Source organism: uncultured Methanobrevibacter sp. (assembly GCF_946184425.1).
In the GTDB taxonomy this organism is placed as follows: Archaea; Methanobacteriota; Methanobacteria; order Methanobacteriales; family Methanobacteriaceae; genus Methanocatella.
The window spans coordinates 1-17,376 of the sequence record NZ_CAMHFP010000046.1 but is presented as its reverse complement, the minus strand read 5'-3'; the positions used below and the strand labels follow the sequence as shown (position 1 = coordinate 17,376).

The 17,376-nt window shown below is 37.4% G+C and carries 17 protein-coding genes; 4 read left to right on the top strand and 13 right to left on the bottom strand.

Translation table 11 applies throughout. The annotated features are described in order from the left end of the window. Positions 1-349: 349 nt before the first annotated feature. Positions 350-988 carry a hypothetical protein gene (locus Q0P94_RS09170; RefSeq protein ID WP_295115881.1) on the top strand — a complete coding sequence of 213 codons (639 nt, stop codon included), beginning with the start codon at positions 350-352 and terminating at the stop codon, positions 986-988. Between the two features lie 263 nt (positions 989-1,251). After that, positions 1,252-1,695 carry a hypothetical protein gene (locus Q0P94_RS09165; RefSeq protein ID WP_295115879.1) on the top strand — a complete coding sequence of 148 codons (444 nt, stop codon included), beginning with the start codon at positions 1,252-1,254 and terminating at the stop codon, positions 1,693-1,695. Between the two features lie 35 nt (positions 1,696-1,730). Here the strand turns inward: Q0P94_RS09165 and Q0P94_RS09160 are convergent, their stop codons facing one another. Next, the gene (locus Q0P94_RS09160) at positions 1,731-2,150 is read right to left on the bottom strand and encodes a cupin domain-containing protein (RefSeq protein ID WP_295115877.1); all 420 of its coding nucleotides are present in this window, start codon (positions 2,148-2,150) and stop codon (positions 1,731-1,733) included. 340 nt (positions 2,151-2,490) lie between these two features. Between Q0P94_RS09160 and Q0P94_RS09155 the strand changes: the two genes are divergently transcribed. Further along, positions 2,491-3,255 carry a ferredoxin gene (locus Q0P94_RS09155; protein ID WP_295115876.1) on the top strand — a complete coding sequence of 255 codons (765 nt, stop codon included), beginning with the start codon at positions 2,491-2,493 and terminating at the stop codon, positions 3,253-3,255. Positions 3,256-3,288: 33 nt separating this feature from the next. Here Q0P94_RS09155 and Q0P94_RS09150 read toward each other — a convergent pair whose 3' ends face one another. Continuing rightward, positions 3,289-3,687, bottom strand: coding sequence for a PaaI family thioesterase (locus Q0P94_RS09150; protein WP_295115874.1), 399 nt, complete (start codon positions 3,685-3,687; stop codon positions 3,289-3,291). 107 nt (positions 3,688-3,794) lie between these two features. Beyond that, positions 3,795-4,931, bottom strand: a complete 1,137-nt coding sequence (locus tag Q0P94_RS09145) for a TMEM175 family protein (protein WP_295115872.1) — start codon at positions 4,929-4,931, stop codon at positions 3,795-3,797. A 141-nt stretch (positions 4,932-5,072) separates the two neighbouring features. Here Q0P94_RS09145 and Q0P94_RS09140 point away from each other — a divergent pair, with 141 nt between their 5' ends. After that, on the top strand, positions 5,073-6,254 hold the full coding sequence (locus Q0P94_RS09140; protein WP_295115870.1) for a cytosine permease: 1,182 nt from the start codon (positions 5,073-5,075) through the stop codon (positions 6,252-6,254). On the opposite strand, the gene Q0P94_RS09135 is transcribed toward Q0P94_RS09140, so the two are convergent. The 10 genes from Q0P94_RS09135 to Q0P94_RS09090 form a co-directional block, all read right to left on the bottom strand. Next, positions 6,251-6,808, bottom strand: a complete 558-nt coding sequence (locus Q0P94_RS09135) for a hypothetical protein (protein ID WP_295115868.1) — start codon at positions 6,806-6,808, stop codon at positions 6,251-6,253. The genes Q0P94_RS09140 and Q0P94_RS09135 overlap by 4 nt on opposite strands. Positions 6,809-7,198: 390 nt before the next feature. Then, positions 7,199-9,844, bottom strand: a complete 2,646-nt coding sequence (locus Q0P94_RS09130; protein WP_295115866.1) for a PEP/pyruvate-binding domain-containing protein — start codon at positions 9,842-9,844, stop codon at positions 7,199-7,201. A gap of 31 nt (positions 9,845-9,875) precedes the next feature. After that, positions 9,876-11,357, bottom strand: a complete 1,482-nt coding sequence (locus Q0P94_RS09125) for a glutamate synthase-related protein (RefSeq protein WP_295115864.1) — start codon at positions 11,355-11,357, stop codon at positions 9,876-9,878. Further along, positions 11,358-12,431 (bottom strand): Coenzyme F420 hydrogenase/dehydrogenase, beta subunit C-terminal domain, encoded by a 1,074-nt coding sequence (locus Q0P94_RS09120; RefSeq protein WP_295115862.1) that lies wholly within the window; start codon positions 12,429-12,431, stop codon positions 11,358-11,360. It abuts the gene before it with no gap. 11 nt (positions 12,432-12,442) lie between these two features. Beyond that, positions 12,443-13,096, bottom strand: a complete 654-nt coding sequence (locus Q0P94_RS09115) for a tributyrin esterase (RefSeq protein ID WP_295115860.1) — start codon at positions 13,094-13,096, stop codon at positions 12,443-12,445. Between the two features lie 14 nt (positions 13,097-13,110). Next, positions 13,111-14,028 (bottom strand): glutamine amidotransferase, encoded by a 918-nt coding sequence (locus Q0P94_RS09110; RefSeq protein ID WP_295115858.1) that lies wholly within the window; start codon positions 14,026-14,028, stop codon positions 13,111-13,113. Positions 14,029-14,286: 258 nt separating this feature from the next. Continuing rightward, the gene (gene glnA / locus Q0P94_RS09105) at positions 14,287-15,624 is read right to left on the bottom strand and encodes a type I glutamate--ammonia ligase (RefSeq protein ID WP_295115857.1); all 1,338 of its coding nucleotides are present in this window, start codon (positions 15,622-15,624) and stop codon (positions 14,287-14,289) included. A gap of 419 nt (positions 15,625-16,043) precedes the next feature. Further along, a complete protein-coding gene (locus tag Q0P94_RS09100; protein WP_295115855.1) occupies positions 16,044-16,172 on the bottom strand; it encodes a hypothetical protein in 129 nt (42 codons plus the stop codon). Positions 16,173-16,555: 383 nt separating this feature from the next. Then, positions 16,556-16,993, bottom strand: coding sequence for a type II toxin-antitoxin system VapC family toxin (locus Q0P94_RS09095; protein WP_295115853.1), 438 nt, complete (start codon positions 16,991-16,993; stop codon positions 16,556-16,558). Continuing rightward, positions 16,990-17,223 (bottom strand): AbrB/MazE/SpoVT family DNA-binding domain-containing protein, encoded by a 234-nt coding sequence (locus Q0P94_RS09090; protein ID WP_295115851.1) that lies wholly within the window; start codon positions 17,221-17,223, stop codon positions 16,990-16,992. Before Q0P94_RS09090 ends, Q0P94_RS09095 begins: the two co-directional genes overlap by 4 nt. Positions 17,224-17,376: the final 153 nt, after the last annotated feature.

Here is a 17,376-nt window from a genome sequence, read left to right as displayed (position 1 = left end):
TTAATACTGAAAATAAATTTTCTAGCAATCGTAAATTTGAATTTCAGGACATTATGAAATTCTTAAATTGACGGCATTGAAAAACAAATACCAAACTTTATGCATATGCAGTAACATATAAACTAAGCAATAAAAGTCAAAAATTCATCTTACAGTGAAAAACAACAAAAAGTGCTGTAATGAAAAACTGCAGAGATGACCTGAAAGTCGAGCCAAACTAGGAAACAGGCAGTTTTAAAATAAACAGAGAGATGAAGTTACACCACTAACCGACTATTACATAAGCGCATCAGAATGCAGTGATTAAACCGGTGTTTTGACAGCTGTAAGATAAGATTAAGGTGATTGAATGAATAGAAGAGAAATAATAATCGGGCTAATTGTCTTTTTTGTAATAGTGCTTGCCGTTTCAATGTTTACAGGTCACGACAGCGCAAAGGACACCCAGCTGAAAATACTGAACGGGAATACCATCGGTGAAAACTCAACAATCTATGTGAAACTTACCGACGGGGAAAAGCAGTCTTTGGAGGGCAAGACCTTAAGCGTGAAGATTTTTGACAGCAAAGGAAAAGAGGTCTTTTCAAAATCCGCAAAGACACATGTGACAGGGGTTGCCATCGTCAAGATTCATAACTTTACCGACGGAAAGTACACCATAAACGTGACATATGCAGGAGATGAGAACTATACCTCAAGCAGCATCTCTCAAAATGTAAACATCAAAACAGGTTATGTGGAAGAGGACTTGAACATCACGGTTAATGATACTCTTGACACCCAAACAACCGAAAATACCCAAACCGCAACACAGCAAAGCAGTTCATCATCCAATTCAAACGTCCAATATCAGACAAGTACAAGTGACACTCAACAACAGCAAGCAAGTGATGACAGCAGCAATGACGGTGGTTTGATTGACGAGAACGGAAGAGCTGTCGAAACAGTGATTGATGAAAACGGAAGGGAAATTATTCCGACCACGTAGCGTAACCCTTCCCCATTTTTTCTTTTTTTATATAAAATTTATTTTTTAAATATTGTAATGTAGATATGCAACTGGCTTTGAATTGAATTTTACACTTACTCTTTTTAAATTAAATATTCAAATAGCAATAATCAATATCTAAACAAAAAGTATTAAAAATATCGAGGGTGAAACTCAGATAATTGATTTGAAAATCATTGTCCAAATGACACCATCGAATAAAATATTAACACCGAGTGAAAAAACTATACATAGTGATTAAAATGCATTTTAACAGAAAACATATAGCAGTCATTTTGATTCTGATTGCGGCATGTGTTGTCATTTGTGCTGTTTCAGCCCAAAGCGTGGACGCCGCCAAGGTATCAAAAACAACTGTAAAAATATATAATTTTAAACCGGGAGTTTTATGGGCTCCAAAAGCAGTCAAGCTCAAAAACGGTGATGCAATAGCTGGTTATGTTGAATATAAGGGAAATATGCAGTTTAAAAAAGGTACCGGAGTGACCTCATGGTTTATCGGAAGCGGATACAATGGAGACCTTGAACCGCACCACACCAAGCTAATCAAGGCCAAATTCTACTTCAAAAACAATAAGGGAAACGTCAAGGCAAAAATAGTCAATGGAAACAGTGCACACATTTCCACAAGCCTAATTAAAGGTTACACACCATACAAGGCAGACGTATGGTATAGAACATATTAATGTTGAATCGCCAAATTCAACATTAACCTATTTTTTTAAAGAGCATTATAATGATCATCACTTACTTCTTCAAGCCATTCGTTGGAAGTTTCCTCACCGGGAACCTCAACTGCAATGTGGCTGAACCATGAGTCTGCTTTAGCACCGTGCCAGTGTTTTACTCCTGCAGGAATTTCAACAACCATGCCCGGTTTAAGGCTTAATGCATCTTTTCCTTCCTCCTGATACCATCCTTCACCTGCAATGCAAATCAAAATCTGGCCGCCGCCATTTTCAGCATGGTGTATATGCCAGTTGTTTCTACATCCCGGCTCAAAAGTTACATTTGCCAAAAATACATCTGAATTTTCAAAATTGGTCAACGGATTTAAATAGGAGTGACCTATGAAGAATTCTGCAAATGCATCGTTCGGCTCACCTTTTCCAAATATGTTTTTCTCATCAAAATCGGACATTACTATTACCTCCAAAAATGTTTACAGTCACAACAATTAAAATTTTTCAAAAAAAAAATTCGAAGCTACGGCAGTGCAACTTCGAATTTTGGATTTTTCACGACTTGTTAATCAGTCATTTGAATATATTATTTTCATATAATATAAAGATGTAGGTTTCACCAATATGCAATCATTTTCATGTCCAAAATCCCTCACAAAAACAGGCTCCCCCAGCTGCCCCACAAAGAAAATGATAAAATTCCGCAAATTAAAAATAAAACAAAATAATAATACAAGTAACCAAAAAATCACCAAAAACTTAAATATGCGCAAAATAATTGAAAGACAAGGTGATAAAATGACAAAGTTCAAAAAACTTTCAAAAGTATATTTCAGCCCGTCCGGAAGCACTGAAAAAATAGTCAATGAAGTTGCAAAGAGCTTCAATATGAACAGGGAAAACTATGACCTTCTAAGCTTTGACGACGAGAAGACCTTTGATGACGAACTGGTAATCATAGGAGTTCCAGTATTCAACGGAAGAATTCCAAAAACCGCCCAAAAGAGACTTTCAAAAATGAAAGGAACAGACACAAAGACAATCGTGATACTGAACTACGGCAACATGGAATATGTCGATGCCCTTCTTGAACTTACAGAACTTTTAAAAGAAAACGGATTTAACATCATTGGAATTGCAACAACAGTAAGCGAGAATTCACTTTTCAGCCAGATTGCACATGGAAGGCCTGATGAAAACGACCTTAAAAAAATCAGCGAATTTTCAAAAAATGTATATGAAAAAATAGAAAACGGAGATGAAAACGAAATATTCGTCGGCGGATACAAACCCTTCGTCGAACATGAAATACCTCAATTTAACGTTGAATGTGACGACAGCCTATGCGTTGAATGCCTTGACTGCGCATATACCTGTCCGGAAGATGCAATTGACGAATCCACACCAACAATGACAAGCATCGATGACTGCAGCAGATGCAGTACATGCATCAACATATGCAGTGAAGGCGCAAGGTCATTTGGCGGAGCCGAATATGAACTGGAAAAGCAGAATGCAACGGAAAATTACATGATGAGAAAAGAAGCGGAATTTTATTTATGATAAAGCACTGGATCTATCCAGTGCTTAAAATAACTATAACTTAAAGCCAGTGCCTATAAACTGTGCAACGTCACGGCCAGTATCATCTGAAATGTCAACATTGATGATTGATGATGTCCTTCCGCTTTTTCTGCAGGTTGCCTTGGCAATTAACCTGTCTCCTTTTGGAGCTGAAAGATAATGGATATCCACCTGCTGAGCAACGGTCAGCTGATGAATCTGATTTGAGAGAACTGCAAATGCAAAATCTGCAAGAGTGAATATTACACCTCCCATCACACCACCATAAGCATTTTTATGGCCATCATTCAAATCAAGAGAGCATATTGCCTCATCTTCGGTTATTTCATCCAGAACAATTCCAGTATCAACTGCGAATTTGTCCCTGTAAAAAAATTCTCTTGCACTTTCAAGCGTATCGAAATTACCCATATTTTCACCTGATATTAAGTTATAGTTCACAATATACTTAAAATTTTTGAACATGACTCCAAAATTAAACAAAAAATCCTTATCCAATGGATTTTCAGGACCGGAAACTAATTTTTAACGAAATGGGGAATCATCCAGACGAAAAATATTGACACCAGACATGATATCATTATTGCCGGAGGATATGCAAGATATCCTATAATCATTCCTATTCCCACAATTATCAGAGTTGAAAGCAGCTGATAATTGTTGTTTAAAAGCATGATAAGTGCGATGTTTCCCGGATCCACACTTTTCAGGGCGTTGGCAGTCACTATAGAGAGAACTGCAACTACAATAAAGTTAAGCCCATAGCATGCCTGCGCCACAAATGAGTAGAAGTTATGTGAAACAAACAATGAGAGATATGGAATCAGTGACAGCACAAGCATTGATCCTCCGATGGACCATATGACCCTGTGGTTAATCCTATTAACTATTCCGAAGAGGTTATTATTGTAGTTCCAGAAATTGAAACATACAATGAAACTTACCCCATATGCCAGAAATTCAATTCTCTCCTTAAACAGATCTTCCCATGACCCTCCTGCAGCCATGGTGATTTCCAAAACGATTACAGTCAGTATGATTGCGACAATTGCATCGAAAAGAGCTTCGAACCTTTCGGAACTTTCGATTTCGGACTTTGTAAAAAGTGCAATGAAAAACCAGTAGATTGTTGCAAGCACGCAGGAAACAAAAATCCCCTGAGTATAGACTGTATATGTCAGCACAAATCCTATCAGAATAATCATGGAAGGAATATATCTTTTGAAGTTTGTTAAATCAATGCGCCTGAGTTGCTTGTTGTAGGGATTTGCCCGAATGATAAGATAAGTGGATAGCGAATAGCATGCATTGGTAACTAAAAACACCAATCCGAACATTGTCTGTGCAGGAATTGAGTTGGGATGGAGTGAAACCCATGATGCAAAGTAAGGAAGAAGCGAAATGGCAAATATCAGAACACCATAGACAAGCACCACACTGTTGTTTATCTCATCAACCATCTGAAAGAGGTTGTGGTCATTGTACCATGTGTTGAATATGATTAAAAAACAGATGAAATATGTAATGTAACTGTCGCTCAATGCCCCGATGGCACCCCATGTTGCAGCACCGGGCTGAGTCAATTTCAAAACCAGAACTGTAATAATAATTGCAATAATCGCATCCATAAATGTTTCAAAACGTGTGGTTTTCATGATTAAATATTGCATTTTTAAATAAATAAATTTTTTAATAATGTTTATTATAACAATAGTTATATTTATATATTAAAATTTAGAATAATATAATAGTAACTTAAAATACATTAACTGTAATGGCCAAAACCGAGGAATAATATGGAAAACAGAACAGGACTTTTTACAAATGCAGTCATCTGGTTTGGAGTGGCAATATCCGTTTCCGAAATCGAAGCGGGAATCCAGATCGGATCTTCACCATCACTATGGGTTCCCCTGGTTCTCGGCCACATAATTGGGGCAATACTGCTATTTCTGGTCGGATACATCGGAGCCTCAGTCAGACTGAACGCAATGGAGATGACCTCATCGACATTCGGAAAATACGGCTCAAAGTTCTTTGCAGTACTTAACGTGATGCAGCTTGTGGCATGGGTTGCAGTCTTAAACGCACAGGGAGCGTCCGCACTTTCAAGCCTGAATCTTCCGATTTCATTGCCTGTAATATGCATAATCCTTGCAGCGTTCATAGCTCTGTGGGTTTATATGGGCCTTCAGAAGATGGCAAAGATAACAACAGTGGTAATGGTTATCCTTACAGGGCTTCTGGTGCTTTTAACATTCAAGCTTTGGGGATTCAGCTCACCTGCAGCAACACTATCCAGCCACCCTGCACTCGGCTTCTGGAACATCTTTGAAATTTCAATTGCAATGCCTATTTCATGGCTTCCAGTAATTTCAGACTATACAAAGGATGTTGAAAAGCCAATGAAAGCCACACTCATATCTGCAGCAGCATACAGTCTTGCAAGCCTCTGGATGTATTTCATAGGTGTGGAAATAGCAAACATAGGTGCCAGCTACACAATAGCTCAGGCAATACTTCTTGCAAATCTTGGAACATCCGGAATCATAATCGTTGCACTTTCAACAGTGACAACCAACTTCCTTGCTGCAAATTCCGCTGGAGAATCATCAAAAGTCATATTCAGCAAAATAGATCCAAAAATTGCCGGAGTTGCAGTCAGCGCAATAAGTGCAGTGCTTGCAATTTCCGGAATCATGAACCACTACATTGACTTTTTATACCTGATTGCATCGGTATTTGCCCCTATGGCCTCTGTGCTTCTGGTATCGTTTTACCTATCAAAAAATCAGAAAAACAATGCGAAAACATGGTACTGGAACATGTTTGCATGGCTTTGCGGATTTGTTGTTTATAACATAACAATCAGTCTTGATTCAATCGTTTTAGGACCTACATTACTGGCAATAATCGTATCCGCACTTTTAACATATGCCAAAGTTCTATTGGACAATAAAAAATTGCAGAAAGCCTAAAAATACCCTTCGCTTTCAAAATGGGCATTTACTTTGAAATAATACTCTTCGGGAGAAAATCCGAAATCCTGATTGAATGACCTGTGTGCCAATTCGCAATCCTTTTCCAGGTTAAAGCTGAAATCCGGACATTTTTCAAAAAATTCCCTGAAACATTCTGCTGAATGCGGAGGCATCGCCACATCCTCAAAGGAAACACCATCGAATTTCATCGCAAGAGCAATTGAAAGGGCTGTCATCTGAAGGACAGATGCATAGGCATCATAATACTCACCGTAATCCAGATTGACATGAAAATAAATCATGAAATTAATCATCACATGGGAAAGCCATGGCAATGAGTTGGGCTTGAAGCTGTCAAGCTGCAAATCTGTGAAACTGAAAATCAGCTCGTCCAATGATTTTTTGGAGTTTTCCTCACAGTATCTGGCGAAATCCTCAAAGGAATAGTTTGTCAGGTACTTCATATACGCATCCTTAATCTCTTCACTGCAGGGATATTTGGAAATTTTCTTTATGTCTTTGCGCCTTAACTCTTTTGGATATGTAAACATGATTTCACTTCAATCTCCTGAATTTCCTTAAAATAACAACAAATGCGACAGTCAAGTTTCTAAACTCGAATGCTGAAAAATTAAATATATATCATATATTTACTCCAAATACATAAAATTTGTTTCTAAAAATAGCCATTAACGAAATGGAAAAACACTAAAAAAAAACTTGTGATAGGAAAAATCCGAAGCGACAGAACATAAAAAAAATAGTTTTAAATTGTGAGAAACAACCCTATTGCGAAAAATAAACTCAAAAACACATTAGGGTCATCACTCACTTCGGAATTTTGTCATACTCTGCTTTTATTTGAAAAAACTTCTTTTACAAAAAATTAATTGCAAATAAAAAGGCATATGTCCCACCCAACCTGCCCTAAATATTTTCAATCACTTGAAAATACACATTGTTTCATCCCTGTTCATGTCATGATAAAGCTCCGCATTACCTCCATTGAAATCAATAACCTGCACCATGCCGTAAATTTCATCCCTCAGATTAGGGTCAATTTCCTTTAGGATATTAGGGTACTCAAAGACCATATCCCTGTTGAATTCTATTTTTTTCTCATTTTCAAACAAAGCGCCATAATATATTTCCGCTTCCACCAAATCCTGGAACATATGGCTTCCAAAAGACAATTCAGGCATATAACCTACTTCATTGTATGATTCTTCAAGAATTGCAGTGAAATGACTGATGTCAGCAAATACAACCGGAATACCCAATTCAGGAGAGGATGTTCCTATTCTTCCAGGAACTATCAGAATGGCAGTCTTGTCATTATCCTTACAGTAGGAGTTTACATTATTGATTACATGTGATATGGAACTCTTCTGATCATAAGGATATTCATAATACCTGTGAGGGTCAACATAGCAAATCACATCTATTGTATTCTTTCTTGACATGCCCATGGAGGATTCCCTGATGTGGAAGAAGACATTTTTATCTTCAGGCATCTCAATAGCTTCATTGTTTGTTGAAACCTGAAGCGGACGGCACTGCAGCAAGTTTATGTTGAATGAATTATTCTCACCGACATTGACCGTGTATTCAATGTCAACCGGATAATCATATGCAGTTTCCAACGTATTTAGAATCTCCTTCATGACTTCAATAAACTCACTGTTTTTTACAAGCCCTTCACAGTTGACAAATACAATCTCACGGCGCTGTCCACGTTCACGAAACATGCTTTCAGCTTCACGGTCATGTTCTACAAGAACCTTTTTTGCATATCTCGGAATGACACCAAGGCCCTCATCAATGCGAATATCATGCAGACTTCTATTTTTCAAATCAATGACATCCAGATAATGCTGAGAATATCTGTGTTTTTCCTTTACATCCCTCATCAGAGTTACTTCAGGCTTATCCAGATTTACAATTCTGGGATAATCCTTTTTTGTCCTGTCTACAGCTTTTGTACCAAGACCCATTACAAGCCTCAACATTCCCTTGCTGTTATCCATATCCGGAAGAGGAGAATACGGACTGTAGGAAAATCCTACGCCCGCCGCAGTCGGAAAGAGATAATCTTCATAATATGAACCTGAAACCCTCTGAACCAGAAGAGCCATCTGTTCATCGGCATCATCCAAACCGTTCAGTTTCCGGTATTCCAATGCGGATATGTTCATGGTACTTGCATAAACAACTTTAACGGCATCCTCAAATGCCGCCAGACGTTCTTCAAGACTTCCCCTGTTTACACAGAACACAGATTCATATTTGCCTGCAAATGCATTGCCGTAACCGTCCTCAAGAAAACTGCTTGAGCGAACAATAATCGGGCTTTGTCCGAAATAATCCAGGATATGTATGAACTCCTTTTTTATTTCATCTGAAAAAATGCCGTTTTTAAGGCCTTCCTCAAGCTTTTTACCATATTCATAATATCCGTCTTCAGTTCTCTGATTTACCCTAAGATCCCAAAGGTCATTTGAAACTATATATGTGTAAAACAGATCAGAGCCTATGTAAAAGGAATCATCAGGTTCAAAAACCTCATTGTACAGATCAGGACAGTTTTTTTCAATAATCTTTCTTGCAAGAAGCATTCCGCAGGATTTACCTCCCACAAGTCCGCTTCCTACACGACGATCATAAATAGTGGTGTAATCCTCAAAGGTGAAATACTCCTTGATTTTGGAAAGCATCTTTTCGTCCTTTGTCATCATGAGCTCGCAAATCTTGTCACATTCCTCATCCACATTTTCACCGCTGCCATGCTTCATCCTTACTTCAAGCATATATCTCTCCCAGCTGTCCAGAATCTGACCGTTCTGATATTTGTCGGAATCATTGATTGTCTTGTAATATCTGCTGACTTCATGACCGTCCTGCAGCACCTTGACAGAACCGGTCTGAGGGTTGAATTTATGTCCCAAAAACATGGTCTGGGAATATCTGTTCCACACTTTCAGTGGAGAGACATAAACCTCCTCTGCAGAATTTGAATATACATTCAAAAACAGTTGTGTGGTTTCACGGATTTTTGCTATGGCATCATAGGAATGTCTTCCACGAATGATTGGGAAAAATGCCACAGTATCCAGCTGGAATAAAAACGGACAGGTTACCTTAAAGAAATTACCCATCATCAAATCCGTTGACCAGACTGCCTGAAGGTCGCTTAAACAATCAAAGACATAAAATGCATCAAATCCTTCCTTTTCTATGATTCTGTGAACTTCGAGAGTGAATGTCTCAAACTGATTATACGGATTTACAAGATATATCTTAATTCCGTCCCTCATAATCATGCAAAATTCACTGTCAGGATTGTTCTGCTCAAGTTCAAGCAGTTTAAAGTCCTCATCAGTCATTTCTATTAATGGCGGATGATTAGCGAATCTGATGTATATTAAGTTTCTATTATCCTCTTTTGCTTGCTTTATGTAAGGATCGGCAAAGTAAGAAAATTCATTCAGATTTGTAACGTTCCACACCACGTTGTCACCTAAACGAATGTTATCCAATGCCGCATCAAGCCCTGGAATTCCTGATTTGATTCTGTCGAATGCTGCCATAACAATATCTCCTTATTATTAATTTATAATATTAATTTCTCACCATAGGCACTCCTGTTAATTGTGAAGCTTCCACAGTCAATGCAACAAGGTCCTGACGTTCAAGATTTTCAATGTCAGTGTTTCCTGCCTGCTGAGTTAGTGAAGTTACTTCCTGAGTCATTGCTTCAATATAATTTGCAACCTGCTGACCTTTTCTTATAGGATCCAGTCTTCTTCTAAGCACCCTGTCCTGTGTTGCAATTCCTTTCGGACATATTCCTTCAGAACAGCTCTGACAGACCTTACATCCTATTGAAATCAATGCAGAGGTAGCAATGTATACCGCATCAGCACCTAATGCTATAGCTTTTGCAACATCAGCACCAGACCTTATTCCACCAGCTGCCACCAGACTAACTTCACTTCTCAAATTAATGTCCTTTAAGGCATCATCGGCCTTTACAATAGCTTCAATGGTAGGTATACCTGCATGTTCGGTTACCACTTCAGGTCCTGCGCCGGTTCCGCCCTGCATACCGTCGACTACAATGATATCGGCACCTGCCTTTGCCGCAATCTTTACATCCTGCTCTACTCTTCCTGCTGCGAATTTTACAATGATTGGAACTTTCCAGTCTGTGATTTCCCTTAACTGGTCGATTTTCATTCCCAAATCCTCGGGTCCAACTATGTCCATGTGTCTTGCCGGACTTAATGCTGAAGTTCCTTCGGGAATGTTTCTAACCCTTGCCACTTCTGCAGTTACCTTGTGGGCAAGCAGATGTCCGCCCATACCGGATTTTGCACCCTGACCTATCTTAATTTCAACAGCTTCAGCATTGTTGAGATAGTTTGCAGATACTCCAAAACGGCCTGATGCATACTGTGCAATCAGTTTATCAGCGAAATGCCTTTCTTCGGGAAGCATTCCTCCTTCACCAGTATTTGCTATTGAACCTACTTTGCTGCTTCCAATTGCCAATGCTATTTTTGCTTCTTTACTCAATGCACCAAATGACATTGCCCCGATCATTATAGGAGTGTCTATTTTAATTGGATTTTCGGCAAACCTGTCTCCAAGAACGACTGAAGTTTTGCATGATTCTCTGTAAGAGTCTATTGGAGGTCTTGACACCTGTGCAGGTACTATGCTTAAGTCATCGAACGTAGGAATTTTTCTGGTCAATCCGCAACCTCTAACCTTATATGATCCAGTTTGGCTTTTGCGCTTGATTTCAACCATTGTTGAATTTGACCATATTCCCCTTCCTTCATCTGCAAGAGGTCTGACATATATTGCGTGTGTCGGACACATTTCCTCACATATTTTACATCCGACGCAATTTTCCTGACGTATCGGAAGAGGCTCGTCATTGATTACATCATAAACATCATGAGGACAATTTGAATAACAACTGTAGCAGTTTTTACAAGCTGGCTGTTTTGGATTGTCACACAGATACCAGCAGCAGCCAGGACGGTTATTGTTCTGTTTGCATATCTCTATCTTACGCTCAACAGTGAATGACATTTAATTTACCTCCTTTTCCATTTCTTTTAATGGTTTGAATACCGGACAGACAGAATATTTTGTTCCTCCGGATTTTACAACTTCATCAATTGCATTTGTTATCTTTGCATAAGGTTTCCATGCAAGGTGGTCCTTCTTGTCAACGACCAATGCTTCTGTGACAATCTTATTTGAAAGCAGATAATCGATTAATGTTGTAACAATGGAGCCGTCCTGACCCTGAATGTGTTTCAGGGACCTGACTGATAGTACCTTTATATAGTCACCTATCGGCTTTGAATTGTCATTTCGCAAATCATCATGTATGAAAGTTCTCGGACATACCCTGAAGCATGCATGGCAGTCCTGAGGACAGTTTCCTTTCATTATAGGTTTTGTATCGTCAATTGTTATCAGACCTTCCGGACAGGCGTATTCACATGCTCCGCACAGCACACATGCACCAACGTCTATGACATTGGACTTCAAATCTATGAAGTTGGACTCTATGTTTTCCTTATTGATGGAACTGTCCGATTTTACTCTCTGATACAATACGGGACGTGCCAGAAATTCCCTTCTTTCTATATTTTCAATATTTTTGGAAATCTTTGTTTGTGCAAGTTTATTCAAGAGTTTGAACTGTGATTCTGTGAAGTCCCTTGCTTCAATGAATTCATCCTTAACTGCTCCTTCAACTATTTCCTCACCTTTTTTTGTCCTGACTATCAGGGTTGACCATTCCTCTTCAGATCCGATTGAACCTATTGAAATGTCTGATGTTTCAGATGTCAGCTCAACGCATATGTTGCAGTTTTTTCTGATTATCCTTTTGGCTACAGACAGAGGTATCTTTACTGTCTGCCTATTTTTCAATAACAGAAATACATATCCCTTTTCTATCTGGAATTTTTCTATGTCATCCATTTTCAGGTCATATTCCCCTAAGAGATTTTCAAAGTACCTGTATGAAAAGTTTTCCATACAGAATAAGCCCAGCTTAACGTCAATAGGGCTGTCAGTATAATATTGCAGTTTAGATGCTGCCATAATTTCACATGGTGTTCCAACCATAGCTATTTTATGTTTGCTCATTTTTTTAGCTCCTATTGCATATTGACAATTTTCTTAAAATTTGCATAGTCTTCATCGGTCAAATCAAAACCGTATTTTGTTAGAATTTCCTTCAGCTCTTTTTGGTCTTTGGAAGCGGCATTTTCCATGACGGCGTTTTTTCCCAAGCTTTTAACATTTCCAAGAACATATATGCTTCCTCTCATAATCGATTCACCCACATCGTCGGTTACATCACCAAGTATTATGAGTTTGCCTCCCATCATGAGCAAACCTGTCATGTATCCGCTGTTTCCTCCGATTATTACTGTTCCGCCTTTCATGATTTCTCCGGTTCTTGAACCTGCACTTCCTTTTACAATTACAGTTCCACCGTATATTCCCTGTCCTGCACCGTCACCTACAGTACCATCAATAATAAGTTCCCCTTCAGTCATGTTGTCTCCGGCAAACCATCCTGCATTTCCGTTGATGTGTATTTTGGGGCCGTTGACCATTGTTGCTACAAAATAACCTGCAGACCCATTTATTTCAATTTCCACATCTTCGGTTAAACCTGCACAGACATTATGCCTGGATTCGGGATTGTTAATAATAAGCTTATCGTGAAATGAGGATTGTTCCTTTATGATACGGTTCAGTTCCTTTGCATTCATATCCTTTGCATCAATAACTAATTCTTTCATGGATAAATCCCCCATTAAATTGTGTAAGCCCTGGTTTCTCCAGGAGCAATCTGTTCTATTTGATCTGAATCTATGACATCATGCAAAGCCATTTCCTCTGATGCAATAGCAAAAATTTCATCTGTTTCAGCCATCACACCCGGCCTGAGACCAAGTTTGTCCTTTGCAATCCCAATTCCGTTAGGTGTTCCCACCAATATTGAAAAAGGACCGTCGAGGTCTATTACAGCCTGATCTAAAGCTTCCTCCAATTTGTAGCCCTGGTCAAGTTTGTCCGCCATGTAATGAACAATGCATTCAGTATCATTGAATGATTCGAAAACATGCCCTTTCCTCTCCAGAGGGTCCCTGATTTTCCAGTAATTGGTAATCTGTCCATTATGCACCACGGTTATGTCAGGTATGATGTAGCTCTGATATGGGTGTGCATGATAACGGTCAACGCCGCTTTCAGTTGCAAATCGGGTATGTCCTATCCCGTGTGTCCCCATTCTGCCCAAAACGTCAAAACGTTCTGCAATGTCTTTTACCTTTCCGATATCCTTTATCATTTCAAATGAGTGTGAACCGTTGATTACCCTTACATTATCCAGTTCATCGATTTCACGTATGCACGGCTTTAAAAGGGAATAATCCTCCAATGCTATTTTACATTTGTATATGTCCGAATCGCCAACTGATTCGATTAACTGTTCTTCATATATCTGACTGAACTGAGTTAGCAATGATTTTAAATTGTCCAAAGTTCCTTTTCTTCTGTTTACTTGAATATTTAACTGATAATAATTTTCAGAAAAATTCAAACCCCCATAGATTGCATATCCTGCTGAATCTGGACCCCTATGCTGTAATGATTCCAGCATGGATGTTAAAGCACTTCCTACAGGGTGAGTTTTTTTATCCTTGTATATTACACCTGCTATTCCACACATCTTTTATCCTCCTTTCAAAAATATGGTGAATACTTCTAATTTAAAAACAAATTCCGATAAATAATCTTAAAATATGATAATTTCACATATGCCCAATAATTGACTGCTAATCAAATAACACTATATGCCTTCAACAAAACAAAATTCCGAAAAACGCTTTTTTAGACATCAATACCCTTCAACAAACCTCCAAAATTTAATTGACGGACGGCCAATAGAACAAGCAATCGGCCGCCAAAGTATTAGAATAATAAAAATTTACACGTTCAGATACTCATCACGCTCATAATCGAATACCTGTATTCTGTATGCATCCCATTCAGCCCTTTTGATAGTATAGAACTGATTGAAGACTTTTTCTCCAAGAGCTTTTTTGATTACATCATTTTCCTCCAATGCATGATATGCCTCCCACAGGCTTGTAGGCAAGCTGCTGATTCCTTTTTCAGCAATTTCATCTTCGGAAAATGCGAAGAGATTTTCTTCAGTAGGTTCACCTGGGTCAATCTTATTGTCCATACCGTCCAAACCAGCTTCAAGCAATACTGCAAATGCAAGGTACGGATTACATGAAGGATCAGCTGATCTGCATTCGATTCTTGTACCTAATCCTCTGGATGCCGGAATCCTCAACAGGGTTGACCTGTTTTTGAAACCGTAAGCTATGTAACATGGTGCCTCATAACCTGGTACCAAACGTTTATATGAGTTGACTGTTGGAGACAATATTGATGATAAAGCAGGAGCATGTTTAAGCAATCCTCCAATGAAGTACAATGCATCCTGAGAAATCTGGGTTTCGGTGTCAGGATCATAGAAAATGTTTTCCCCATTTTTAAAGAGACTCTGATTACAGTGCATACCACTACCGTTAATTCCCAAAAATGGTTTTGGCATGAATGTTGCCTTGAATCCTAAGTTATTGACCAATGCTTTGACAGCTTCCTTAAATGTGATAACAGCGTCAGCTGTTTTTAAAGCATCTGCATATTTGAAGTCGACTTCGTGCTGACCTGCTGCAACTTCGTGGTGGCTTACCTCCACGTCGAAATCAAGTTTTTCAAGGCCCAATACGATTTCCCTTCTGATATCAGTACCCTGGTCCAATGGTTCAACATCAAAGTATTCTGCTTCATCTGCAGGTATATAATTTCCATTTTCATCTTCTGTTATGATGAAAAATTCCGGTTCAGGACCCATATTAAACTGATATCCTCTTTTTTCAGCTAATTTCAGGGATTTTTTGAGAACACCCCTTGGATCTCCATCATATGGTTTTCCATCGGTTGTGAAAATATCACATATAAATCTGCTTGTACCTTTTGATTCAGGTCTCCATGGAATTGTTGAGAATGTGTTGATGTCGGGTTTTGCAAGAAGGTCACTGTCATTTATAGAAGCCAAACCTGCTACTGAAGATCCGTCAAACAATAATCCATCATTTACTATATCTTCAACGTCACCCGCCTTTTTAAGGGGTACTGCCATGCTTTTTGGCAATCCATGAATATCTGAAAACTGCAATTTCAAAAATTTTATATCGTTTGCATCGATTGTCTTAATTATCTGATCTAATTTGTTATCTTTTGCTGACATTTTTTCACATCACTTTCTCTACATATGCCCACTTAGTTGAATAAAATGGAAAGTGGAAAACCATTTTGACTAAATGAATTTAATTAAATACACAGTCGGAAGGAATATTCCTTCCGATTAAAAATATATTATATGAGATATATAAATGTTTTGAAAAAAATGTCAAAATGGAAACTAAATCATCCATAACCTCTTCATGACTCTTATTTTTTACATATCAAAAAGTAAAAAAATTATTACATCAATTAGATAAAAATAACATAGGGAAAATCTGTTAAAGAAAATAAAACAATGAAATCCACTCAAAAAGTTCATATTGTACTTCAAAATCATTTTCGGATGGCATTTAAATCAACTTTTCTAGTGCCACTATAATCCCCTTATTCAAAAGGTCTGATTCTTTCATTACCGTAATCTGGTTATTCATCACTTAATTGTTCAAAATACATTTTTTCATATGTAACTATAATGTCATTATAGGTTTCGGATTTTAAACCTGAATGAGATAGTTTTGTGAGAATTTCTTCAGTTACTCGAATTGTTTTCATATCTCGGACAAACTTCCGGATATTAAAGTTAATTAGACACATTTATATATTGGTTACCACCAATAACATGAAAATTATTCCAACAAGATATGTTTTGAAAATAATAAAATAGGTGGAATTGCAACGAAGCGCAAAATCACAAATGTGAACAAGTGTGCATAGAATTGGAAGCATTATCTGTCTTTAATATTGCCATCAACCTACTGTGATACATTTCCATAAAGTAGTGAACAATAAAACTGTTCGTATAATTCTGTTTCTATATAATACTTTAAAAATTCTGAGTTCAACTATATCACCATTAAAAATACTTTTTTAATAAAAAATCATGCAGGTTATTTATTAAATTAATTAATTAATTTTTGGTGTTAGGTTTAAGCATGTTATAAATAATTCAAACCGATTAAATTGATTTTATTGAAATATTTGAATTGCTGATCAAAGCTAACTAAATCAGTAATGTTTGATTCTTGCATTGTTAAAATGATGCTTGAATCGGTAAAGCTTAATTTTGTCTTTTTGCTATTTGGTCCAACAATCCTTTTGAATATATCAAATGTTTTGGCGGTGTAATTGAAGATATTATATTCATTTAATATCTCAAAGCTGTCAATTAGGCCATAATATATTTCTTCAGCCGCTTCAATGTTAATTTTTCGGCCTGTTAATGTTAAGACTTCATTTAATACATTGTTGTTAATGTAGCAGTCTTTTGATAATACATTTTCAGCTTCATCTAATCTTAAAGCATTTTCATGTAACTCGTCGTTTGAATTGACATATGCTAGAATGAATGAAGTGTCTAAAAATACTTTACTCATTCGTATAAACTCCTTTTTAATTCTACTGCATTAGTTTTTTCTTCAGTTTTAAATGCACCAGCCAAATTTTTAAACCTTCTTTTTTTTCTAAAATTAATTTCGGGATTTCCATTATCATTGATGGCCCATTCTACAACGGTTTCATTGTCGATATCATAATTTTTTCTTATTTCTTTGGGGATTGTGGTTTGATAATTGCTTTGAATTTTACTTGTGGCTAATATAAGCATGTCTTTTCACCTCTTGGAAAAATATTGGTTTTAGATAATATATTATATTATATATTTATAGTAGGATATAAATATATCGGATATTAATTAACTATCCGAAAATTTTATATTATAGTAATTTTATATTAATATAATATTTTATTCCTATTTATA

Excerpts from the sequence above, each read along its gene's own strand:
- Q0P94_RS09170 (WP_295115881.1), top strand. The coding sequence starts at position 350 with ATGAATAGAAGAGAAATAATAATCGGGCTAATTGTCTTTTTTGTAATA.
- Q0P94_RS09165 (WP_295115879.1), top strand. The coding sequence starts at position 1,252 with ATGCATTTTAACAGAAAACATATAGCAGTCATTTTGATTCTGATTGCG.
- Q0P94_RS09160 (WP_295115877.1), bottom strand. The coding sequence starts at position 2,150 with ATGTCCGATTTTGATGAGAAAAACATATTTGGAAAAGGTGAGCCGAAC.
- Q0P94_RS09155 (WP_295115876.1), top strand. The coding sequence starts at position 2,491 with ATGACAAAGTTCAAAAAACTTTCAAAAGTATATTTCAGCCCGTCCGGA.
- Q0P94_RS09150 (WP_295115874.1), bottom strand. The coding sequence starts at position 3,687 with ATGGGTAATTTCGATACGCTTGAAAGTGCAAGAGAATTTTTTTACAGG.
- Q0P94_RS09145 (WP_295115872.1), bottom strand. The coding sequence starts at position 4,931 with ATGAAAACCACACGTTTTGAAACATTTATGGATGCGATTATTGCAATT.
- Q0P94_RS09140 (WP_295115870.1), top strand. The coding sequence starts at position 5,073 with ATGGAAAACAGAACAGGACTTTTTACAAATGCAGTCATCTGGTTTGGA.
- Q0P94_RS09135 (WP_295115868.1), bottom strand. The coding sequence starts at position 6,808 with ATGTTTACATATCCAAAAGAGTTAAGGCGCAAAGACATAAAGAAAATT.
- Q0P94_RS09130 (WP_295115866.1), bottom strand. The coding sequence starts at position 9,844 with ATGGCAGCATTCGACAGAATCAAATCAGGAATTCCAGGGCTTGATGCG.
- Q0P94_RS09125 (WP_295115864.1), bottom strand. The coding sequence starts at position 11,357 with ATGTCATTCACTGTTGAGCGTAAGATAGAGATATGCAAACAGAACAAT.
- Q0P94_RS09120 (WP_295115862.1), bottom strand. The coding sequence starts at position 12,431 with ATGAGCAAACATAAAATAGCTATGGTTGGAACACCATGTGAAATTATG.
- Q0P94_RS09115 (WP_295115860.1), bottom strand. The coding sequence starts at position 13,096 with ATGAAAGAATTAGTTATTGATGCAAAGGATATGAATGCAAAGGAACTG.
- Q0P94_RS09110 (WP_295115858.1), bottom strand. The coding sequence starts at position 14,028 with ATGTGTGGAATAGCAGGTGTAATATACAAGGATAAAAAAACTCACCCT.
- glnA (WP_295115857.1), bottom strand. The coding sequence starts at position 15,624 with ATGTCAGCAAAAGATAACAAATTAGATCAGATAATTAAGACAATCGAT.
- Q0P94_RS09100 (WP_295115855.1), bottom strand. The coding sequence starts at position 16,172 with ATGAAAACAATTCGAGTAACTGAAGAAATTCTCACAAAACTATCTCAT.
- Q0P94_RS09095 (WP_295115853.1), bottom strand. The coding sequence starts at position 16,993 with ATGAGTAAAGTATTTTTAGACACTTCATTCATTCTAGCATATGTCAAT.
- Q0P94_RS09090 (WP_295115851.1), bottom strand. The coding sequence starts at position 17,223 with ATGCTTATATTAGCCACAAGTAAAATTCAAAGCAATTATCAAACCACA.